Genomic DNA, 20,106 nt, shown 5'->3' with positions numbered 1-20,106 from the left:
ACACGGGGCAGCGCGGGCGAACACTGCCCCGCGCCAATGCGACCCATGTGCATCCACCAGGAAAATTCCTACAATTGATAGTCATTCGCCATTAATCCGTTCTCGGGAGCCACCACCCGAGGGTAGAATGCCCGCAAAACCGGGAGCCGTAATGAACCAGGACCGCCTCACCCCCAGCGAAGACGATGCCATCACCGACGCCGCCGCGCATTGGTGCATGCGCCTGCACGCCGAAGACTGCACGGCGGCGGAACAGGCGGCGTTCAGCCAGTGGCTGGCGGCCGACCTGCGGCACGCGCAGGAGTACCAGGCGATGCTGGAGATCTGGCAGACCGCCGACCTGCTGCCGCGTAGCGCCCAGGTGGTGGAGCTCAAACCCCGGCAGGCCGCGGCCCGCAATTGGCGGCCATTGGCCTCGGCGGCGGCCATTGCCCTGCTCGCCCTGCCCCTGGCCGGCTGGGTGGGCTGGGAACAAGGCTGGCTGCCCAACGGCTACCAGCATGTCGAAACCACAGACCAGTTGCGCCAGGTACGCCTGAGCGACGGCAGCAGCGTCGAACTCAACCTGCACAGCGAGCTGCGCTACCTGAACTACAAGGACGAACGCCGCGTCACCCTGATCAAGGGCGAGGCGTTCTTCAAGGTCGTGCACGACAGCAGCCACCCCTTCATCGTCCGTGCCGGCAACGGCCAGACCCGGGTCACCGGCACCCAGTTCAACGTGTGGAAATATGAAGACCAGGTCAAGGTGACGTTGGTGGAGGGCTCGGTGCTGGTCAGCAACGATGGCAACGCCGGAGGCTACCGCCTCGGCCCGGGCATGCAGGCCAGCTACCACACCGGAGATTTCGAACCGCAGTTGAGCCAGAGCGACGACTCGGGCAACAGCCTGGCCTGGCGCAGTGGCAAGCTGGTGCTGGACAACCTGAGCCTGGCCCAGGCCTTGCCGGTGATCAACCGCTACCTCGACAAGCCACTGCGCCTGGCCGATGACAGCACTGCCAGGATCCGCATCAGCGGTGTCTACAACACCCGCGAAGTGGCACGCCTGGTCGACACCCTGCCCAAGGTACTGCCGGTGTACCTCACCCGCAGCAAGGACGGCAGCACCGTCCTCAACCGCATCACCCCGCCGCCAAGCCGCAGCTGACGGAGCCGTCTAACCCGGCTCCTTGAACATCCGCGATTGCTGTGGGAGCCGGCTTGCCGGCGATGCAGGCACCGCGATTCTGGCCACCGCCTACGCCGGTGATCGCCGGCAAGCCGGCTCCCACAGGTACAGCACAAGGCTCAAGTTCGACGCGGTGGAAGTGAGAGCAGGCTACGCCGGCGAAAGGGCCGCAGAGCGGCCCCCCAGATCAAACGCACGTCAAAGCGTCATCGCCGCCAACCAGCCAAACGCCAGCAACGGCAGGTTGTAATGGATGAACGTCGGCACCACGGTGTCCCAGATATGGTGGTGCTGGCCATCCACGTTCAGCCCCGAGGTCGGCCCCAAGGTTGAATCCGAAGCTGGCGAACCGGCATCGCCCAAGGCACCGGCGGTACCGACGATGCACACCGTGGCCACCGGGTCGAAGCCCAGTTGCACGCACAGCGGCACGAAGATCGCTGCCAGGATCGGCACGGTGGAGAACGACGAGCCGATGCCCATGGTCACCAGCAACCCCACCAACAGCATCAGCAACGCGCCGATACCCTTGCTGTGGTCGATCCACTGCGCCGAGGTCTCGACCAGGGTCTTCACTTCACCGGTGGCCTTCATCACATCGGCAAAGCCCGAGGCGGCGATCATGATGAAGCCGATCATCGCCATCATCTTCATGCCCTCGGTGAACAGGTCGTCAGTGTCCTTCCAGCGCACGATGCCCGACAGCGAGAAGATCAAAAAACCCACCATCGCGCCGATGATCATCGAGTCCAGCCACAGCTGGATGATGAACGCCGCACCGATGGCCACACCGGCGACCACCAGGGTCAGCGGGTTGTATTGCACGCTGACCTGCTCGACCTCTTCGATGCGCGCCAGGTCGTAGTCGCGCTTCTTGCGATAGCTGACGAACACGGCCAGCAGCAGGCCAGCGAGCATGCCGGCCGCCGGGATGGCCATGGCGTGGGTGACATTGACCCCGCTCACGTCCACGCCCGCGCGGGCGACGTTGGCCAGCAGGATCTCGTTGAGGAAGATGTTGCCAAAGCCCACCGGCAGGAACATGTACGGGGTGATCAGGCCGAAGGTGATCACACAGGCGATCAGCCGGCGGTCGATGCGCAGGCGCGTCAGTACATATAAAAGCGGTGGCACCAGCAACGGAATGAAGGCGATGTGGATCGGCAGGATGTTCTGCGACGAAACCGCCACCACCAGCATCAGGCCGATCAGCAGCCATTTGACCTTGCCGCCATCGGCATGCCCCTGACGGTCGATCATCGCCAGGGCGCGGTCGGCCAGGGCATGGGCCAGGCCCGATTTGGCGATGGCCACCGCGAAGGCGCCAAGCAGCGCATACGACAACGCCACCGTGGCACCGCCACCCAGGCCACCGTTGAAGGCCTTGAGCGTGCCCTCGATACCCAGGCCTCCGACCAGGCCACCGGCCAGGGCGCCGATGATCAGCGCGATGACCACATGCACGCGGGACAGGCTCAGGATCAGCATGAGCCCGACCGCGGCAATCACTGCATTCATGGTGTGCAAACCTCTTTACGACAGACAAAAAGCGAGCGTTCCGGCGACAGCTGCGCGCAGGCAGTGGCCGGACCAGGGGATGTTGTTATGAAGGGCGCACACTCTGAAGCACAGGCCAGCAGAAGTCAAAAGCGTCTGCGCCGCGCGTCCTTGTAGGACATAGACGAAAGTAGCGGGTTTAAATTGAACGTTTGAATAAAGAAAAATCCTGTAGCGCCGATACAGCATGCAGCATCAAACCTATTACAAGGGATTTGCCCCAATGCCTGCGCTGCGACAACTCTCCATCCAATGGAAGATCACCCTGCTGGCCGGCCTGTGCCTGGCCAGTATCGTCACCTTGCTGGTCGGCCTTTCGCTGTACCGCATGGACCACAGTTCCGACCTGGTCAAGGCCAGCAGCATGCACATGCTCAGCGAAGCGGCGCAGTCGCGCATCGAATCGCAAGGTGAAGTGCAGGCCCTGAACATCCGCCGCCAGTTCATGGACGCCTACCAATACGGCGCTGGTTTTGCCCGCCAGGTACTGTTCCTGCGTGAACAGGCGGAAAAACGCTTCCTCGACGCCTACGACCTGCGCCAGGACATGACCGCCCAGGTGCGTGCCGCGCTGCAGGCCAACCCTGACCTGCTCGGCCTGTCGCTGGTATTCGAGCCCGGCGCACTGGACGGCAAGGACAAGCTGTTCACCGGCCAGGCGGAACTGGGCAGCAACGAGACTGGCCGCTTCGCCCTGTACTGGTCGCAACCGCGCGCCGGCCAGTTGACCTCGATGGCACTGCCCGAACACGACATGGCCAACACCGAAGTCGGCCCCAGCGGCCAGCCGGCCAACACCTGGTGGGTGTGCCCACGCAGCACCGGCACGGTGTGCGTGGTCGAGCCGTACTTCTACGACATCGACGGCCAGCGCGTGCTGATGACCAGCATCGTGTTCCCGCTCAAGAGCAACGGCAAGGTGATCGCCACCCTGTCCATCGACATCAACCTCAACAGCCTGCAGGCCCTGAGCGAGTCGGCCAGCCGTGGCCTGTACGAAGGCCGCACCACGGTCGGCATCCTCAGCCCGGTCGGCTTGCTGGCCGGCTACAGCGCCGATGCCGGCAAGCTGGCCCAGCGCCTGGACCAGGTCGACACCGCGCAAGGCGCGGAGCTGGTGCGCAAGCTGACCGAAGGCAAGTTGCAGATCCTGCATGGTGCGCAGCGCCTGAAAGTGCTGGCCGCCTTCGAGCCGATCCCCGGCGGCAAGCCGTGGGGCGTGCTGCTGGACGTACCGGAAAGCGCCCTGACCGGCCCGGCCGAAACGCTCAAGCAGGAACTCGACGCCCTCAATACCAGCGGCACCCTGCTGGAACTGGGCCTGGGCCTGGCCGCCGCCATCGCCGGCCTGCTGCTGGTGTGGCTGATGGCCCGCACCGTGACCAGGCCGATCCTCGGCGTGGCCGCCATGCTCAAGGACATCGCCAGCGGCGAAGGCGACCTGACCCGCCGCCTGCAATACGACAAGCGCGACGAGCTGGGCGAACTGGCCGGCTGGTTCAACCGCTTCCTCGACAAGCTGCAGCCGACCATCGCCGAAGTGAAGCGTTCGGTGCAGGCCGCCCGTGGCACCGCCGACCAGTCCGCGGCCATCGCCACCCAGACCAGCGCCGGCATGGAGCAGCAGTACCGCCAGGTGGACCAGGTGGCCACCGCCTCCCACGAAATGAGCGCCACCGCCCAGGACGTCGCCCGCAGCGCGGCCCAGGCCGCACAGGCCGCCCGCGACGCCGATCAGGCCACCCGCGAAGGCCTGGCGGTGATCGACCGCACCACCACCAGCATCGACACCCTGGCCGCCGACATGAGCAGCGCCATGGCCGAGGTCGAAGGCCTGGCGCAGAACAGTGAGAAGATCGGCTCGGTACTGGAAGTGATCCGCTCGATCGCTGAGCAGACCAACCTGCTGGCGCTCAACGCCGCCATCGAAGCGGCCCGTGCCGGTGAAGCCGGGCGCGGTTTTGCGGTGGTCGCCGATGAAGTGCGCAACCTCGCCCGCCGTACCCAGGAGTCGGTGGAAGAGACCCGCCAGGTGATCGAGGCGCTGCAGGCCGGTACCCGCGATGTGGTCGGCGCCATGAACAGCAGCCACCGCCAGGCCCAGGGCGGTGTCGAGCAGGTCGGCCAGGCGGCCACCGCGTTGCAGCGCATCGGCCAGGCAGTGACGGTGATCACCGACATGAACCTGCAGATCGCCAGCGCTGCCGAAGAGCAGAGCGCGGTGGCCGAAGAGATCAACAGCAACGTCGCCACCATCCGCGACGTCACCGAGTCGCTGTCGGGCCAGGCCAACGAATCGGCGCGGGTCAGCCAGTCGCTGAACAGCCTGGCCAACCAGCAGCAGGGGTTGATGGACCAGTTCCGCGTCTGAATCCGTCGCGCCAAGGATGGCGCCTCTCTCATAAACGGCCGCTGCCGGCTCGCACGCCCGCCTTCAGGACATTGTTGTCCCCCGCCTGCCAGCGTCTGACCACCTCCGGCGCTGTCTCGCTGCGCACGATGCACTTCCACTGCACATCCTGATCCGCCGGCAGACTGACACGCCCCTGCCACAGGGGGTACTGGCTGACATCCTTCAGGCGCAATGCATTGGCGGGCTTCCACCCGCCCAGCACGACACTGTCACCCACCACATAGACGCTGTCGCCAGGGTTCGTCGTACCGTTTTCGCAGCTCAGCACCACCTCGACCCAAGGACGCCGGTCGGTGGCTCGCCAGAGCCTGATATTCGGTTTTCCGGGCCCGTTGTCGTGGGCCAGGACGACCGGTTCGAAGCCGCCGGGCGCCGCACCGAGGTCTGAGTCCAGCGCCAGCAGCAGGCTGCCCTGATCGCCCTGGGTCAGGCTGACCAAACCGGCGTGGTTTTCCATCAAGGCGAAGGAAATGGTCGAGCCTGCACGGATGCCAACAGCTCGCCGTGCAGCGATGAGCTGGCGCAGCAGGCCACCGCGCGGCCAGTCGTACATGTCTGGCCAGTAGACGCTGGGCGTGCCCGGGCTGGTGAGTACATAGGCATAGGCCTGGTCACGACGCTCCTCGGGCAATGCCCAATGATGCTGGCCACCATTGGCGCCTGGCGAATAGCCGGTGTCATGATTGTCGACGAACGTCACCGCCGCGGCGCGCCAGCTCGCGTCGGGGTTGGCGTTCAGACCGTAGCGCCAGTCGCGCAAGCTGCCGTTCTGCATGCGCTCCTTGAGCGCAAAGTCGAACACACTGCAATGGGCTCGATCAGACCAGTCCTTCAGGATGTCCTGCCAGCCCGCGCTCCTGCGCCAGTCGTCCTGCGGGAACTCACCGGGGGCCTTCCACAGCTCGCCGACACAATACAGACGGTCGCCGAACCGCTTCATCCAGCCGTCGACCCTCTCTGGCGCATAGCCTTTGACAAAATCGAAGCGCAGCCCCTCAGCACCATAACGATCGCGCAGGTTGGCGAACTCGACGCGGAACAGGCTATCGACCGAAGGGTCGGCCGTGTCCAGGTCGGCATCGCCACTCATAAAGGCGTCACCCTCGTCGCGCGTCAATCCACGTGCGCACTTGCCGGCAGCCACAGCCTCCTTGTCCATCGGCAGGCCGTTGCACACACCGTCCTTGTGATTGGGCACCACATCGAAAATGACTTTGACCCCGGCGCCTTTCAATGCCTTGGCCGCTGCCTGCAATTGGTCGTCCGACCCATAACGGCCATTCTTGTCGAAGTCCCGCCAGAAGTAGCCCTCACCTCCGCCAACGGTGTGCTGCTGGTCGTCCTGCCAATGCGACTCATCACGCCAGGGCGGCGGCATCCAGATGGCGGTGAAACCATCAGCGGCGATTTTCGCGGACTTCTCCGCCAGTGTCTGGTACCAGGTTTGATCAGCCTGCCGGCTGGAGTTCCAGTGGAATCCCTGCAACAGGATCTCGCCGCCTGATCCGTTACGTACGCCCGCCTGCGTCGCATCGGTGGCCATTGACAAGCCCGGTGCGTACACACCAAGGCAGATCACCAAGCATGCAGCAATCCTGTTGCGATCCATGGGGTACCTCTGGGCGCTTGCCCAGGCTGGGAGGATTGCTTGAGAGCGTATGGCAAGGGCGTTGCCCCCTCTACTGGCAAAAATGCCAGGTGTCTCCCAACGCACAGCCAACCCTGTGGAAGGCCTCGATACCCCGTCGTCTACGCTTTTGCCCGCCCCCCGAAAGCGAGGCTGCAATGAAAAGATTTCCTGCCCTGCTGGCCGGCCTGCTGCTCTGCTTCGGCCTGGCCACCACCGACGCAGAAATGACAGGTCAGCGGCCTTCAGGCTTTGCGCGGCTCACAGCTCCTCCCTTGGAGAGTGGAACCGGCCACCGCCGAGCAGGCGATCGAGCAGCAACAGCGCGCCATGCACGTCCGGCCGATGCCCCATGGGCAGCACATCGCTATCCGGCAGGGTCGCGTCCTGATAACCCGAGGCGCAGACCAGCAGGTGCATCTGGTCGCCGTCCAGGTAGACATGATGCTGTTCGATCGCATACGACTGGATCAGTGCCAGGGCACCGGCCACCAGAGGCGTCGCGCTGGACGTCCCGGCATAGGTGTCGGTGTAGTCCCGATCATGGCCGGACTTGTCCTGGAGCTTGCCATAGCCCAGGGTGACCACGCTGTCCCCCCAGGCGTTGAGCATGCGGTGGCGATAATTGAAATTGGAGTACTGGTGCGGCTTGCCATCCCAGGAGTGACATGCACCGACCAGAATGCAACCTGCGTCGCCATGATCGTCGAAGAAGCGCCACTGCGAGAGGTCGACGCCGTAGCCACGCACCGTCCCTTTGTCCTCGAGCGACGCCGAGCTGCCGTTGGCGGCGGCGTTGAGCACCACCGCACCACGCTGGCTGAGCGACTGCATCACATCCCACCAAGGGCGCTCATGCAGCGACGGCAGAACGGTCGTCAGCACGGCCGGGTTGGCGGCCTGCCGATTGATGCCGACGATGTCGCCCGGCTGCACCTGCAACAGCAGATTCTTCAGCGTCTGGGTGGCACCTGCGACATCGCTGGCGCGGTTGTCGTGCACAAAGAGTTCGCTGCCATGGGCGATGCCGGTCACGCCCAGGCCGTTGCGTGCGGCCACCATGATTCCAAGCGACGCAGTGCCATGCTCGGGATCATCATTGGGCTTGGCGGACACGATCTGCAGTTTCGGATTGCCGCGCAGTTCTTCATGGTTGGGGAAAAGGCCGCCATCGCTGAAGTGGATTCGCGCGCCCTTGCCTGTCACCTGTTCGGCCCAGACCTTGCGGATATTCAGGCCCTGCCAGCGTGCCCCAGGCTCGTCAAGGTAGTACTGACGCGCTTCGAAATCTGCTGTTGGCTGCGCATCGTCATACGCCCTGTTGCCCAGCACCAGCGCGCCGCCTGTCAACAGCGTCGCCAGCAACGCCGCGCCTCCCAGCAACAACAGTGGGGTCGCGCTCGTGGCTGGGGCAGGCAGCAACGAGTCCACGTACTCCAGCGCCGCGAATGTTCTGAGCAACGCGTGATAGGTCTCGACTGACATGGCGCCGGGCTGTTCCATCCAGCAGTAAGGGCGCAAGGCAGCGAGCCGTGGGTCCTCGCGCTCCGCTGGCTCGAGCACCGGCCGCAGGACGAGCTGAGCCCCCAGGTTCGGCCACCAACGGGCCAGCGGCGCGTTCGAGCCGGGTCGCAGATCTTGGCGCAATTGTGCCAGGCCATCCTCACGGAACTTGATCAGCAGCGGCGCACAGCGACCGTCCGGGCCAACCGCAGGCAGCGGCGCCAAACGCTGGCCATAGGGGTCGTCGACAAACCTGTCGTCCTCCTTGCGGACAACGGCATGCCGGCGCTGTCGGCGTCCGTTGGCCAGGGGCACCTTGTCGAGAATGCGCCTGTCCAGGTCCTCTTCGACGATATCAATGGCCAGCGCAGGCAGATCGATCACCCCTTGCGCCCCGACGGGGTGATTCATTGCCCGGGCCTCCTTCTCCAACAGGATGACCCTCGGCGTGATCCGGTACTGCCCTGCTCGCGCCGAAGTGAGCAGGCTGGCCGGGCACCCGTGGTCGGCCAGCGAGCCGGTGCGGGCAAAGGAGCGCGCAGAAACACCGGCCAGCTGCTCCGTGCCTGCCGCGGTAACCCGCTGCAGCTCGTAGCGGATACGGGCAACCTTGGCCAGATCGTCGCCCTGGCAGCGGACATGAAACCTGCCGTCGAAACGGAAGTTGCGGTAGTAGACAAAATCAAGAGCCAAGTTCATCGATCGCTCCTTCGAAAGGGGTGGGGGGGCGCGTGGATCGCCATTGTCGACACTGGCAACCGCCTTACCCAGCCTGCACGCCTTCCTCCATGCCTGGGGCTGCCGACTGCGACCGTCGTCTACACTTCCCCCACCTGGCCCCCCGTAGAGGTGTCGATGAAACAGATCCAAAGCCTGCTTGCCAGCCTGCTCCTGGTGTGTGGCCTGGGCACCTTCGCTCCCGCCGTAGCCACACAACCACCCCCGATCCACTTCGGCGACATCACCTGGGAAAGCGGCGCACTGACCACCGAGATCCTGCGCCTGATCGTCGAGCGCGGTTACGGCTACCCTACCGACACCCTGCCCGGCACCTCGGTGAGCATGGAAGTGGCGCTCGCACGCAACGACCTGCAGGTGATCGCCGAGGAATGGGCCGGGCGCAGCCCCGCCTGGGTCAAGGCCGAACAGGCCGGCCAGGTGTTCGCCCTGGGCGACACGGTAAAAAATGCCGAGGAAGGCTGGTGGGTGCCGGCCTACGTGATCAAAGGCGACCCCTCACGTGGCCTGAAGCCATTGGCCCCGGACCTTAAAAATGTCGCCGACCTCAAGCGCTACCCGCAGGTGTTCCGCGACCCTGAGGTGCCAGACAAAGGCCGTTTCCTCAACAGCCCCAGCGGCTGGACCTCCGAGACAGTCAACAGCCAGAAGCTCAAGGCCTATGGCCTGGACACCCTGTACAACAACTTCCGCAGCGGCACCGGCGCAGCCCTCGACGCCGAGATCACCTCGGCGATCCGCCGCGGCCAGCCGGTGCTGTTCTATTACTGGAGCCCGACCCCGCTGATGGGGCGTCATGAACTCGTGCGCCTGGAAGAACCGGCGTTCGACGCGGCGGCCTGGGCCACCCTTACCGATGCCAACAACCCCAACCCACAAGGCAGCAGCTCGCTGCCGGCCAAGTTGTCGATCGGCGTCTCCAAGGCCTTCCATGACCAGTACCCCGACCTGGTGGCCGTGTTCGAAAAAGTCGACCTGCCCATCGACACCCTGAACAGAACCCTCGCCCACATGAGCGAAACCCGCCAGAAACCACGTGAGGCAGCCCTCGCCTTCCTGCGCGAACACCCCGAGGTATGGAAGGCCTGGCTGCCTGCCGACAAGGCCGCCAAGGTCGGGGCCGGCCTATGAGCGGCGGCTTCCCCGAAGCCCTGCAATACTCCTTCGCGCCCTCGGTCAACCGCCTGGTCGACTGGCTGGTGCTGCACTACGGCGACCAGTTGCGCGGCGTCTCCGAGCAGTTGCTGCAACTGCTGGTCGCCCTGGAAAGCCTGCTGCGCCTGCTGCCCTGGTGGCTGCTGTTGCTGCTGGTCGGGCTGCTGGCCTGGCACGCCAGCCGCAGCTTGCTGCGCGCCGTGGCCCTGACCGGGCTGCTGGCGCTGATCGGGGTGCTGGGGCTGTGGGACAAGCTGCTGCAGACCCTCGCCCTGGTACTGGTGAGCACCGGCCTGTGCGTGCTGATCGGCGTGCCGCTGGGCATCCTGCTGGCCACCCGCCCGCTGGCCCGGCGCCTGCTGCTGCCGGTGCTCGACGTCATGCAGACCCTACCCGCCTTCGTCTACCTGATCCCGGTATTGATGCTGTTCGGCCTGGGCAAGGTGCCGGCGGTGTTCGCCACCCTGATCTACGCCCTGCCGCCGCTGGTGCGCCTGACCCAGCTGGGCCTGGCACAGATCGACCCGTCATTGCTGCAGGCCGCTCACGGCCTGGGCGCCGGCCGCTGGCAGCGCTTGCGGCGCATTGCCCTGCCGCTGGCGCTGCCGAGCATCATGGCCGGGCTCAACCAGTCGGTGATGATGGCCCTGTCGATGGTGGTGGTGGCCTCGATGATCGGCGCCCGCGGGCTGGGCGAGGACGTGCTGGCCGGCATCCAGACGCTGAACGTCGGCCAGGGCGTCGAGGCGGGGCTGGCGATCGTCGCCCTGGCGATGGTGATCGACCGGATCAGCCAGGCGTACGGGCGCGCTGGGCGCTGAGGCCGCTATTGCAGTATCGTGCCCTCTGCTCATTGCCCAGCACCCCCGGAGTTCCCGCGTGTCCCTCAAAGCCCTGCGCACCCTGGTGACCATCGCCCGCCACGGCACCTTCGCCCGCGCCGCCGACCTGCTCAGCCTCACGCCCTCGGCGGTGAGCCTGCACATCAAGACCCTGGAAGACGAACTGCAGGTCACCCTGTTCGACCGCAGCCGCCGGCAAGTGGTGCTGACCGAGGCCGGGCAACTGGCCGTGGCCCGTGCCGAGAGCATCCTCGGCGCCTATGACGAACTGGCCGACACCCTCGCCAGCGGCCCCAGCCTGCGTGGCCGGCTGCGCATCGGCGCGATCCACACCGTGCTGGCGCGGCGCCTGCCACGAGCCTTGGTGTGGATCAAGGCGCACCATCCGCAGCTGCATATCAGTGTGGTCTCGGGCATGTCGGCGGAGCTGGCCCGTCGCGTCGAGGACGGCGAGCTGGATGCGGCGATCACCACCGAGCCGGTCAGCCCATACCCGCAGAGCCTGCAATTCACCCCGCTGTTCGAGGACCGCTTCTGGGCCATCGCCAGCCCCGAGCTGGCCGGGCAAAGCGTGCCGGCGCTGCTCGCCAGCCAGCCGTTCCTGCGCTTCGACAAGCGCGCCTGGGCCGGCCGGCAGATCGAACAGGAGCTGCGGCGCCAGCGCCTGCAGGTCAGCGAGCAGATGGAACTGGACAGCCAGGAGGCCCTGGCACGCATGGCGGCCATGGGCCTGGGGGTGGCGGTCATCCCCATGAGCGACGACGACCTCGAACGCCTCCCGCCGGCCAGCGTGCAGCCGTTCGGCGAACCGCAACTGACCCGGCGCGTGGTGTTGCTGGAGCATGAGAAGAGCCAGCGGCGGCATTTGAGTGCGGTGTTGAAGACAGCCCTGGAGGTTTGAGCGAGGCGTAGTGGGCTTGCCCCTTGATCGTGCCAGGCCCCGTGCGAGTCAATCGCGGGGCAAGCCCGCTCCCACAGGGGCCATGCATTCCCCTGGATTGCACAGTACCTGTGGGAGCGGCGGTTCGCCGCCGCGATTTACCCGCGAAGATGACACCTCGGTGCCTGGCACGGGCTATGCCCGTGTTCGCGGGTGAACCCGCTCCCACAGAGCTCGCGGAGTTGCTCCCACGCCGTAAGGATTGATGCAGTTTTTCTCAACAGTCACTACAGAAAACAACGTTTTTTCTGCTCACTCCCCTCCGCTACCCTGTGCCGGTACCCGACCACGGACTGCCGACCATGCTCCATCTGCTGCTGACCACCCTCGTCCCGATCATCCTGCTCATCGCCCTGGGCACTTGGCTGCGGGTGCGCGGTTTTCTCGCCGAAACCTTCTGGCCCGGCGCCGAGCGCCTGAGCTACTACGTGCTGCTGCCGTCGCTGTTCCTGCACGGCCTGGCCACCGCCAACCTCGACGGCGTGCCGATACTGGGCATGGTTGGCGTGCTGATGCTCTCGACCCTGCTCGGCGCCCTGCTGCTGGTGCTGTACCAGGGTGCAGCCAGCCATGACGGTGCCGACTTCACCTCGGTGTTCCAGGGCGGCGTGCGCTTCAACAACTACATCGGCGCCACTTTGGCCGCAGGCATCTATGGCAGTGCTGGGATTGCCCTGGCGGCGGTGGCCAACGCCGCCATCGTGCCGCTGGTCAACCTGCTCTGTGTGCTGGTGTTTGCCCGCTTCAGCGCCCGCCACAGCTCGCCGGCCACGGTGCTCAAGGCGATCTTCGCCAACCCCTTGATCGTCGGCTGCGCCGGTGGCCTGCTGCTGCGGGTGAGTGGCCTGGGTTTGCCGGCGGGGCTGGAGCCGACCGTCAAGGCGCTCGGCCAGGCCGCCCTGCCGCTGGGCCTTTTGTGCGTCGGCGCGGCCCTGGGTGGCGCACGCCTGGGCCAACAGGTGAAGCCTTTGCTGGCGGCCTCGCTGTTCAAGTTCCTGGTCATGCCGCTGACCACCTGGGGCCTGTGCCGGCTGCTCGGCCTCGGCGGCCAGGCGGCGGTGGTGGCGGTGCTGTTCCAGGCCCTGCCGACCGCCTCGTCGTCCTATGTGATGGCCCGGCAGATGGGCGGCAACGCACCGCTGATGGCCACCATCATCGCCCTGCAGACCATGGCCGCCGCCCTTACCCTGCCGCTGGTGCTGAGCCTGACGCTGAGTTGAATCCGCCCGGCTAGACTGTGATCAGCCCCACTACTCGGAACCTCGACCATGCGCCTTTCGTGGATGCTGTTCGGCTTGTCGCTAACCCTGCTTGCAGGCCCGCTCACCGCCGCCGACAGCCAGAAGGCCGCCGTCGCCGAAGACAAGGCGCAAGTGCTGGAGGAAAAGGTGGTGGAGGACGCGCCGCCACCGAAAAAAGCCGAAACCATCACCCCCACCGAAGTGCAGGCGGTCGACCCGGCCGGCCAGGCACCGATGGACGACAGCATCACCTGCCTGGCCCGCACCATCTACTGGGAAGCCAAGGGCGCCGACAGCGAGGACATGAGCGCGGTGGCCAGCGTGGTGCTCAACCGCCTGGGCCATGACGGTTTCCCCAACACCATCTGCGGCGTGGTCAAGCAAGGGGTGGAGAGCAAGAGCTGCCAGTTCTCCTGGTGGTGCGACGGGCGCCCCGACCAGGTGGAAGAGGAGGAACGCTACGCGGTGGCCAAGGAGATCGCGCGCAAGGCCCTGAACCAGCAGCTCAAGGACCCTACGGACGGTGCGCTGTACTTCCATGACCGCACCGTCCACCCCGACTGGGCCAAGACTTACCGCCAGACGGCACAAACCACCCATTTCCTGTTCTACAAGCCGAACCAGGCGCTGGCGCGTTAAGGGTACGGCGCTGGGTGTAGCATGGATTGCACTTTTGCGCCGGCAGGCGGTCTACCCACCCCTACACCGCATCACAACGAATGACCAAGGGTTCACAGCCCTGCACATCGCTGGGCCAAAAGCCCTGTGCTTGTGTAGGATGGGCAGCGCACAAGCAGACGCTGCCAGTACAGGGAGATCCACATGCGCGTCCCATCCGTTGCCTGCTTCTTCGGCCTGTCGCTGGGCCTGCTCGCCTCGACCGGCGCCCAGGCCATGAGCGGCGAAGAAGCGCAACTGATCGATACGATCAACGTCTACCGCAGCCAGTCCCAGCACTGTGGCGGCGGGGCCTCGCTGGAGTTGCCACCGCTCAACAGCGACACCCGCCTGGCGCTGTCGCCCGAAGGCACCCGTGACCTGCAGCAGGCCATGAGCCGCGCCGCCTACCCCATGGTCAACGTGCAGGCCATCAGCCTGTCCGGGCCGCGCGATGCGAAAGCGGCGATGAAGGCCATCGAAGAGAGCTTCTGCCAGGTGGTGCTCGACCCGCAGTTCATCGACATCGGCGTCAGCCAGGAGGGCCGCGACTGGCGCATCGTGCTCGCCCGGCCGCTGCTCAGCGGGCGCCTGGGCGACTGGCAGGCCGAGGGGCAGAAGCTGCTGCAGGAAATCAACGCTGCCCGCGGCGTGCCGCGCCAGTGCGGTGGCCAGCCCTTCCCCGCCGCCAAGCCGCTGAGCTGGAACAGCGTGCTGGCAGGCGTCGCCGCCAACCACTCGCGCAACATGGCCAACCAGAATTTCTTCGATCACATCGACCGCGACGGTCGCACCCCAGATGACCGCGCCGACCTGGCCGACTACAACTATCAGCAGCTTGGCGAAAACATCGCCGCCGGGAGCGATACCGCACGCAAGGTGGTCGATGGCTGGCTGGCCAGCCCCGGGCATTGCGCCACCCTGATGAACCCGGACTACCGCGACCTCGGCGCCGCCTACGCGACAGACCCGAAAAGCGACGCAGGGATCTACTGGACCGGGATGTTCGGTACGCCTCGCTAGGGCAATGACAGGTGGCGGCGCCTGTCAGGGCAGAAGAAACGCCACGACCTGCTCCGCCGCCGCTGCCGGATCTTCCTGCATGAAGCAATGCCCACCCGCCACCTGCTGCGCACTCACCTGGCTGTTCAGCCTGGCCAGGCGCTGTACCGAGTGGGGCACGAACGGATAAGTGTGCTCACCGTAGAGGATGCGCGTGGGTGTGGAGATGGCCAGCAGTTGCTGCCACATGCGCGCAGGGAATGAACTGAAGATTTCCACCTCGCGGCTGGGCCGGCACTTGAGCACCACGGCTTCGCCGCAATCGCCGATGGCATGCTCCACATAGGCGTGCAGCGCGGTTTCGCTCCAGCCCTTGAAGATACCGCGCCCCTGCAGCGCGGCCAGCGCGGCCTGACGATCCGGCCAGTGGCTGCGGCGGGTCGCAGCCTTGCGAGCGAGGGCGTGGCGCCGGTGCAGGCCGACCAGCGCGGCGGCGCCCATCACCCCCAGCATGCGCCGGCTGAACAGCACCGGGTCGAGCAGCACCGCGCGCTGGAACAGTTGCGGTTGGCCGGCCAGGATCAGGCCGGTGAGCACCCCGCCGAAACTGTGGCCGACCGCAAAGCGAGGCACGTCGCCGTACTCGCCACGCCCCGCCTCGAAAGCTTCCACCGCCAGCGCCGCCGTGCGGTTCCAACCAACGAAGTTGCCGCCGTGATCACTGTCGCCATGGCCCTGCACATCGCTCAGCCACAGGTCGAAGTGCTCCGCCAGGCGCAGCAGCATGGGCTGGTAGGCCAGGCAGCAGAAACCGTTGCCGTGCAGGAAATGCAGCAATGGCCGGCCACTGGGCGGCATGCGCCAGCCACGCAGGGTGAAGCCTTCGGCGCATTCATGGGACCAGGGAATCAACTCCATCTGTTTACTGCACTCGTCGGTTCTAGGAAAACGACGATTCTACAAACAACAGCGGATACAGCGAAATCACCAGCAGCACGGCCATCAGGACATTGAACAGCACCACCGCACGCGGATTGCGCAACAGGTTGCGCAAGGCGCTGCCGAACATCACCCAGACCCCGACACTGGGCAGGTTGACCAGGCCGAACACGGCGGCGATGACGATCACATTGAACACATAGCCTTGGGCCGGGGTGTAGGTGGTGATCGCCCCCACCGCCATCACCCAGGCCTTGGGGTTGACCCACTGGAAGGCTGCTGCGCCCCAGAACCCCAGCGGCTTGCGGCTGCCGGCAGTGTCACCGGACATCGGCCCGGAGGTGGCGATCTTCCAGGCCAGGTACAGCAGATAGGCGGCGCCAGCATAGCGCAGGATGCTGTACAGCGGCGGCCAGGCCTTGAACACCTCGCCTAGCCCCAGGCCTACCGCCAGCACCATCACCATGAAGCCGATGCTGATGCCCAGCGCATGGGGGATGCTGCGCCGCACTCCGAAGTTGACCCCCGAGGCCAGCAACATGGTGTTGTTGGGGCCGGGGGTGATGGAGGATACGAAGGCGAACAGCACGAAGGCGCTGAGCAGATCGAGCGAGGCAAGCATGGCGGCAGTCTTCCGGGTTTCTCGTTATGTGTTGCCACACAGTAACGGAGCCGCGGGGCGACCGACCGGTACAGTTAAGCAAAATTGCATGAATACACTCTACTGAACTGGTCATATCGCTTCTGCGCTGCCGGACCAGTACGATGGCGCCAGCCCCAATACAAGGAAGCCCGACCATGAGCCTGACCATTCGCCCTGCCGTACGCAGCGACGCCGCGCAAATCCTCGCCTTCATCACAGAGCTGGCCGACTACGAGCGCGCCCGCCACGAAGTGGTGGCCAGCCTCGCCGATATCGAGCACAGCCTGTTCGACCCAGGCAGCACCGTGCGCAGCCTGATCTGCGAGCGCGACGGTCAGGCCATCGGTTTTGCCGTGTACTTCTACAGCTACTCCACCTGGCTGGGGCGCAACGGCATCTACCTCGAAGACCTGTACGTCACCCCGCAGCAACGCGGTGACGGCGCCGGGCGCACGCTGCTGCGCCATATCGCCCGGGAAGCGCTGGCGAACAACTGCGGGCGCCTTGAGTGGAGCGTGCTGGACTGGAACGAGCCAGCGATTGGTTTTTACCAGTCGCTGGGCGCCGAGCCGCAGGATGAGTGGATTCGCTATCGCCTGGACGGCGAGCGCCTTCGCCATTTCGCCGAGGGCTGACGGCTGACGGCTGACGCGCAGCCTGTAGGAGCGGCCTTGCCGGGGCGCTCCTACAGGGCGATCAACAACGGCAAAATTTCCCTCGAAACGGTTTGAACATCGCCCCGTTTCTGGCCTCCAACGTTTGATGCCTTGCCATCTTTCGCCAGGAGCCCTGCCATGCTCACTCGCTCCCCCGCAGCGCCATGAAGATGCCCTGCCGCGCACCCAATGCCTGCCTGCAACTGGATTACGTCCGCGACACCCTGTTCGGCCCGGTGGCGTCGAGCGTCGAATGCCAGGCACAACTCGCTGCCCTCACCCTGCAAGGCCGCCCCGCACTACGCCTGCATATCTGCCCGCCGCTGCCGGACAAGGTCGAGCGCGCCCACAGCGTGGCGTTTACCTGGGATGGCCGCAGCTACCATGGCGTGGTCCGAGAGCAGGGCAAATGCGGCGACGGTGGCTTGAACCTGCTGCTCGAACTGCAATAAGGCGATCAACGGCAGCGAACTGAGCTGAACCCGCCGCGATCCCGACGCCTCCATTGAAAGAGGATGCGCGCTACTGCGCCGCCCCTGGAGGAGAACGCCATGAACAGCCCGCTACTCAAGCTCTTCACCGACCCAGCCGACGCCTGGCTCGAAATCCGCCGCGCCGAGGAAGACCATCCCCAGCAATACCTGCCGCGCCTGCTGCTGCTCGCGCTGATCCCCGCCCTGTGCCTGTTGGTCGGTACCACCACCTACGGTTGGAGCCTGGCAGGTGAGGACCGTGTGCGCCTGAGCCTGGCCAGCGCCGCGCAACTGGCCGGGCTGCTGTACGCCACCACGGTAGGCGGGGTGATGCTGATGGGGGTGATGATCCGCTGGATGTCGCGCGGTTTCGATGTGCAGCCCAACCTCAACCAGTGCATCGGCTTCGCCGCCTACTGCGCGACACCCTGGTTCGTCGCCGGGGTGGTCGGCCTGCTGCCGATGCGCTGGCTGGCGTTACTGGCGCTGCTGGCAGCCAGCGCTTACGCCAGCGTGCTGCTGTATGGCGGTTTGCAGACATTTTTGCGCCTGCGCAAAGAGCAGGCAATGCTGTTCGCGACCTGTGTATGGGGGGTGGGCCTGTTGCTGCTGGTGACCATCCTGGTGGCGATGATCCTGTTCTGGTCCAACGGCCTGATGCCGGAATACGTGCGCCCGGCCAGTCTCGGCTGACCGGGCACCTCGCGCTCAGGCAATGGCCTTGAGCGGCTGCGCCTGCGCGTGGTGGTGCTGTTTGAGCTGCGCCACCAACGCCACAAGGTCACGGCAACTGTTGAGGCTGGCCACCGACACTTCGGTGGTGAAGCACTCTCCCAGGTTGTCGCCCTGGCTCAGGCGGATGGTGAGGTGCTCGCCGTCCGGGCAACTCACCTCGCAGTGATCGGGCAGGCAGCCCTGTTCGATCATCTGCCGCATCTCAAGCATCGAAACGCCTATCAACGACATGGTACGACCCTCTCTATACTGGATGGCCTGTTGTGTGGTTACGCCGTAACCCGGCGCAGTGCCAATTGATATTGCCCATGCCCTGGGGGTGGTCCATTCGCCCGGGCAATGATGACGCGCAAGATCCTCTAGCACCTTAGTGGAAGAACACGCCCCTGCAGCCAGGGTTCGATCAATGACGGCAACTTGGCGACAGATGGCAGGCACATGACCGTTCGTCCCCCGTCACCCGCATCGGGTAAAACTTTTCCGCCCAGGCGCGGCTCCCACAATCAGGCATGGACCCGCTTGACCAAAGGAACCCCGATGATCGACGCCAAACTCTACGTGATCGACTACGCACTGCACGGCCAGCACAAGACGTTCATCATCCGCGCCGAGCGGATGGACAACGCCGAAGCCTGGCACTGGGCCAGTTGCGATGCCGGTGTGGGCCGTATCGGTCGCTATGACCGCGAGAAGATCCGCAAAGTCAGCCGGCCCATGGCCGAGCGCTACGGCATCAGCGAAGTCAGCTGGCGCCAATCGGGCCAGTGACCGCCAAAGACGCCCACAGGTGCTGCGCCGCATAAGCGCGCCATGGCCGCCAGGCCAAGGCCCGCTCGGCCAGCAGCACCTGCGGCCCCTCCAGCAGGCGCAGGGCCTTGACCAGCGCCACATCGCCCAACGGCAAGGCATCCCTGGCCCCCACCTGGCGCAGGGCCAGGTAGTGGGCACTCCACGGGCCGATGCCCTTCAAGCTGCACAAGCGTGCGAGCACCGCGTCCAGGGTTTGCCCAGGCTGCAGCAGGTTCGGCTGCTCAAGCAGCGCCCTGGCCAGGGTGCCGAGGGTTGCCGCCCGCGCCCGTGGCATACCCAGCCCTTCGAGTTCAGCCGCCGCCACCGCCATGGCCGAGGGGAATACATGGCTCAGCGCGGCCGCCTCCACCTGCAGCAACGCCCCATGCCGCGCCACCAGGCGCCCGGCCAGGGTCATCGCCCCGGCCACGCTGATCTGCTGGCCGAGCACCGTGCGCATGGCCTGTTCGAAAGCATCCCAGCCCTGGGGTACACGCAAACCGGGGCGCGCAGCGAGCAGCCGCGCCATGAGCGCGTCGCCGGCCAGCCCGGCGGCAATCTGTGCCGGGCGCGCATCCAGGTCGTATACCCGGCGCAGGCGTGCGATCAGCCCCGGCAACAGCGCCGGCGCCACTTCATGCAGACGCACCTGCAGCCAGGGGCCTGCTACCGGGTTCGCTTCCAGCACGCCGTGCCGGCCGGCATGGACGAAGCTGCGCCGGTACACGCCATCGGCGAAGGTTTCGATACCGGGGATGCAGCGCGCAGCCAGGAAGGCCTGGGTCGAGGGCCAGTGATAGGGTGGCTGGTAGCGCAGCCAGAGCAGGTGCACGCCGCCCGGGCGCAGGGCGCGGCGGACGGCGTGAAGGGAAGAAAGGCGGGTCATGGGGTAATGCCAGTCAGTTAAGCCAATTGGGGTCGCTACGCGACCCTTCGCGGGTAAACCCGCTCCCACAGGATCGTGCAAAGTCTGAATCGAGCGCTGTACTTGTGGGAGCGGCGGTTCGCCGCTGCGATTTACCCGC

At 65.7% G+C, this 20,106-nt stretch carries 19 protein-coding genes and 1 pseudogene; 13 read left to right on the top strand and 7 right to left on the bottom strand.

The genetic code is table 11. The annotated features are described in order from the left end of the window. Window positions 1-151: 151 nt before the first annotated feature. Window positions 152-1,150 (top strand): FecR family protein, encoded by a 999-nt coding sequence (locus tag EJA05_RS12110; RefSeq protein ID WP_125858407.1) that lies wholly within the window; start codon window positions 152-154, stop codon window positions 1,148-1,150. Between the two features lie 219 nt (window positions 1,151-1,369). Here EJA05_RS12110 and EJA05_RS12105 read toward each other — a convergent pair whose 3' ends face one another. Next, window positions 1,370-2,689 (bottom strand): Na+/H+ antiporter family protein, encoded by a 1,320-nt coding sequence (locus tag EJA05_RS12105; RefSeq protein WP_125463816.1) that lies wholly within the window; start codon window positions 2,687-2,689, stop codon window positions 1,370-1,372. A gap of 226 nt (window positions 2,690-2,915) precedes the next feature. Here EJA05_RS12105 and EJA05_RS28755 point away from each other — a divergent pair. Together EJA05_RS28755 and EJA05_RS28750 are read left to right on the top strand one after the other, a co-directional pair. Beyond that, window positions 2,916-4,241: pseudogene (locus EJA05_RS28755) on the top strand (HAMP domain-containing protein); the annotation flags it as partial. Between the two features lie 102 nt (window positions 4,242-4,343). After that, window positions 4,344-5,099 carry a methyl-accepting chemotaxis protein gene (locus tag EJA05_RS28750; protein WP_371923751.1) on the top strand — a complete coding sequence of 252 codons (756 nt, stop codon included), beginning with the start codon at window positions 4,344-4,346 and terminating at the stop codon, window positions 5,097-5,099. 28 nt (window positions 5,100-5,127) lie between these two features. Here EJA05_RS28750 and EJA05_RS12095 read toward each other — a convergent pair whose 3' ends face one another. Together EJA05_RS12095 and EJA05_RS12090 are read right to left on the bottom strand one after the other, a co-directional pair. Next, complete coding sequence (locus EJA05_RS12095) at window positions 5,128-6,750, bottom strand: glucan 1,4-alpha-maltotetraohydrolase domain-containing protein (RefSeq protein WP_125858406.1); 1,623 nt, start codon at window positions 6,748-6,750, stop codon at window positions 5,128-5,130. Window positions 6,751-7,029: 279 nt separating this feature from the next. Beyond that, the gene (locus EJA05_RS12090; protein WP_125858405.1) at window positions 7,030-8,970 is read right to left on the bottom strand and encodes a S8 family serine peptidase; all 1,941 of its coding nucleotides are present in this window, start codon (window positions 8,968-8,970) and stop codon (window positions 7,030-7,032) included. A 156-nt stretch (window positions 8,971-9,126) separates the two neighbouring features. Here EJA05_RS12090 and EJA05_RS12085 point away from each other — a divergent pair, with 156 nt between their 5' ends. The 6 genes from EJA05_RS12085 (at window position 9,127) to EJA05_RS12055 (ending at window position 14,867) form a co-directional block, all read left to right on the top strand. After that, window positions 9,127-10,140 carry an ABC transporter substrate-binding protein gene (locus tag EJA05_RS12085; protein ID WP_125858404.1) on the top strand — a complete coding sequence of 338 codons (1,014 nt, stop codon included), beginning with the start codon at window positions 9,127-9,129 and terminating at the stop codon, window positions 10,138-10,140. After that, window positions 10,137-10,985: an ABC transporter permease gene (locus EJA05_RS12080; protein ID WP_125463811.1), complete on the top strand. Its 849-nt coding sequence runs from the start codon at window positions 10,137-10,139 to the stop codon at window positions 10,983-10,985. The genes EJA05_RS12085 and EJA05_RS12080 overlap by 4 nt, the downstream gene beginning before the upstream one ends. A gap of 58 nt (window positions 10,986-11,043) precedes the next feature. After that, window positions 11,044-11,907 (top strand): LysR family transcriptional regulator, encoded by an 864-nt coding sequence (locus tag EJA05_RS12075; RefSeq protein WP_125858403.1) that lies wholly within the window; start codon window positions 11,044-11,046, stop codon window positions 11,905-11,907. Window positions 11,908-12,248: 341 nt separating this feature from the next. Continuing rightward, window positions 12,249-13,166 carry an AEC family transporter gene (locus tag EJA05_RS12065; RefSeq protein ID WP_125463809.1) on the top strand — a complete coding sequence of 306 codons (918 nt, stop codon included), beginning with the start codon at window positions 12,249-12,251 and terminating at the stop codon, window positions 13,164-13,166. 48 nt (window positions 13,167-13,214) lie between these two features. Further along, window positions 13,215-13,826 carry a cell wall hydrolase gene (locus EJA05_RS12060; RefSeq protein WP_125858402.1) on the top strand — a complete coding sequence of 204 codons (612 nt, stop codon included), beginning with the start codon at window positions 13,215-13,217 and terminating at the stop codon, window positions 13,824-13,826. A 183-nt stretch (window positions 13,827-14,009) separates the two neighbouring features. Further along, window positions 14,010-14,867 (top strand): CAP domain-containing protein, encoded by an 858-nt coding sequence (locus EJA05_RS12055; protein ID WP_125858401.1) that lies wholly within the window; start codon window positions 14,010-14,012, stop codon window positions 14,865-14,867. Window positions 14,868-14,891: 24 nt separating this feature from the next. Here the strand turns inward: EJA05_RS12055 and EJA05_RS12050 are convergent, their stop codons facing one another. Continuing rightward, complete coding sequence (locus tag EJA05_RS12050) at window positions 14,892-15,764, bottom strand: alpha/beta fold hydrolase (RefSeq protein ID WP_125858400.1); 873 nt, start codon at window positions 15,762-15,764, stop codon at window positions 14,892-14,894. A 22-nt stretch (window positions 15,765-15,786) separates the two neighbouring features. Further along, window positions 15,787-16,407: a LysE family translocator gene (locus EJA05_RS12045; RefSeq protein ID WP_110996246.1), complete on the bottom strand. Its 621-nt coding sequence runs from the start codon at window positions 16,405-16,407 to the stop codon at window positions 15,787-15,789. A gap of 176 nt (window positions 16,408-16,583) precedes the next feature. On the opposite strand from EJA05_RS12045, the gene EJA05_RS12040 reads away from it, so the two are divergent. From EJA05_RS12040 to EJA05_RS12030, 3 genes are all read left to right on the top strand, one after another. Further along, window positions 16,584-17,063: a GNAT family N-acetyltransferase gene (locus EJA05_RS12040; RefSeq protein ID WP_125858399.1), complete on the top strand. Its 480-nt coding sequence runs from the start codon at window positions 16,584-16,586 to the stop codon at window positions 17,061-17,063. A 185-nt stretch (window positions 17,064-17,248) separates the two neighbouring features. After that, entirely contained in the window at window positions 17,249-17,536 is a 288-nt protein-coding gene (locus EJA05_RS12035; RefSeq protein ID WP_110995931.1) for a hypothetical protein, read from the top strand. A 99-nt stretch (window positions 17,537-17,635) separates the two neighbouring features. Next, on the top strand, window positions 17,636-18,250 hold the full coding sequence (locus EJA05_RS12030) for a Yip1 family protein (protein ID WP_125858398.1): 615 nt from the start codon (window positions 17,636-17,638) through the stop codon (window positions 18,248-18,250). A gap of 15 nt (window positions 18,251-18,265) precedes the next feature. On the opposite strand, the gene EJA05_RS12025 is transcribed toward EJA05_RS12030, so the two are convergent. Continuing rightward, on the bottom strand, window positions 18,266-18,523 hold the full coding sequence (locus tag EJA05_RS12025; RefSeq protein ID WP_125858397.1) for a DUF1652 domain-containing protein: 258 nt from the start codon (window positions 18,521-18,523) through the stop codon (window positions 18,266-18,268). Between the two features lie 306 nt (window positions 18,524-18,829). Here EJA05_RS12025 and EJA05_RS12020 point away from each other — a divergent pair, with 306 nt between their 5' ends. Continuing rightward, window positions 18,830-19,060, top strand: coding sequence for a DUF6555 family protein (locus tag EJA05_RS12020; protein ID WP_110995934.1), 231 nt, complete (start codon window positions 18,830-18,832; stop codon window positions 19,058-19,060). Here the strand turns inward: EJA05_RS12020 and EJA05_RS12015 are convergent. Further along, on the bottom strand, window positions 19,035-19,967 hold the full coding sequence (locus EJA05_RS12015) for a DNA-3-methyladenine glycosylase family protein (protein WP_125858396.1): 933 nt from the start codon (window positions 19,965-19,967) through the stop codon (window positions 19,035-19,037). The two genes, EJA05_RS12020 and EJA05_RS12015, sit on opposite strands and share 26 nt — an antisense overlap. Between the last annotated feature and the right edge of the window lie 139 nt (window positions 19,968-20,106).

Source organism: Pseudomonas oryziphila (assembly GCF_003940825.1).
Lineage (GTDB): Bacteria > Pseudomonadota > Gammaproteobacteria > Pseudomonadales > Pseudomonadaceae > Aquipseudomonas > Aquipseudomonas sichuanensis.
Note: the sequence above shows the minus strand (reverse complement) of the source record. Positions and strands in the feature narration are given on the sequence as shown.

Excerpts from the sequence above, each read along its gene's own strand:
- EJA05_RS12110 (WP_125858407.1), top strand. The coding sequence starts at position 152 with ATGAACCAGGACCGCCTCACCCCCAGCGAAGACGATGCCATCACCGAC.
- EJA05_RS12105 (WP_125463816.1), bottom strand. The coding sequence starts at position 2,689 with ATGAATGCAGTGATTGCCGCGGTCGGGCTCATGCTGATCCTGAGCCTG.
- EJA05_RS28750 (WP_371923751.1), top strand. The coding sequence starts at position 4,344 with ATGGAGCAGCAGTACCGCCAGGTGGACCAGGTGGCCACCGCCTCCCAC.
- EJA05_RS12095 (WP_125858406.1), bottom strand. The coding sequence starts at position 6,750 with ATGGATCGCAACAGGATTGCTGCATGCTTGGTGATCTGCCTTGGTGTG.
- EJA05_RS12090 (WP_125858405.1), bottom strand. The coding sequence starts at position 8,970 with ATGAACTTGGCTCTTGATTTTGTCTACTACCGCAACTTCCGTTTCGAC.
- EJA05_RS12085 (WP_125858404.1), top strand. The coding sequence starts at position 9,127 with ATGAAACAGATCCAAAGCCTGCTTGCCAGCCTGCTCCTGGTGTGTGGC.
- EJA05_RS12080 (WP_125463811.1), top strand. The coding sequence starts at position 10,137 with ATGAGCGGCGGCTTCCCCGAAGCCCTGCAATACTCCTTCGCGCCCTCG.
- EJA05_RS12065 (WP_125463809.1), top strand. The coding sequence starts at position 12,249 with ATGCTCCATCTGCTGCTGACCACCCTCGTCCCGATCATCCTGCTCATC.
- EJA05_RS12060 (WP_125858402.1), top strand. The coding sequence starts at position 13,215 with ATGCGCCTTTCGTGGATGCTGTTCGGCTTGTCGCTAACCCTGCTTGCA.
- EJA05_RS12055 (WP_125858401.1), top strand. The coding sequence starts at position 14,010 with ATGCGCGTCCCATCCGTTGCCTGCTTCTTCGGCCTGTCGCTGGGCCTG.
- EJA05_RS12050 (WP_125858400.1), bottom strand. The coding sequence starts at position 15,764 with ATGGAGTTGATTCCCTGGTCCCATGAATGCGCCGAAGGCTTCACCCTG.
- EJA05_RS12045 (WP_110996246.1), bottom strand. The coding sequence starts at position 16,407 with ATGCTTGCCTCGCTCGATCTGCTCAGCGCCTTCGTGCTGTTCGCCTTC.
- EJA05_RS12040 (WP_125858399.1), top strand. The coding sequence starts at position 16,584 with ATGAGCCTGACCATTCGCCCTGCCGTACGCAGCGACGCCGCGCAAATC.
- EJA05_RS12035 (WP_110995931.1), top strand. The coding sequence starts at position 17,249 with ATGAAGATGCCCTGCCGCGCACCCAATGCCTGCCTGCAACTGGATTAC.
- EJA05_RS12030 (WP_125858398.1), top strand. The coding sequence starts at position 17,636 with ATGAACAGCCCGCTACTCAAGCTCTTCACCGACCCAGCCGACGCCTGG.
- EJA05_RS12025 (WP_125858397.1), bottom strand. The coding sequence starts at position 18,523 with ATGTCGTTGATAGGCGTTTCGATGCTTGAGATGCGGCAGATGATCGAA.
- EJA05_RS12020 (WP_110995934.1), top strand. The coding sequence starts at position 18,830 with ATGATCGACGCCAAACTCTACGTGATCGACTACGCACTGCACGGCCAG.
- EJA05_RS12015 (WP_125858396.1), bottom strand. The coding sequence starts at position 19,967 with ATGACCCGCCTTTCTTCCCTTCACGCCGTCCGCCGCGCCCTGCGCCCG.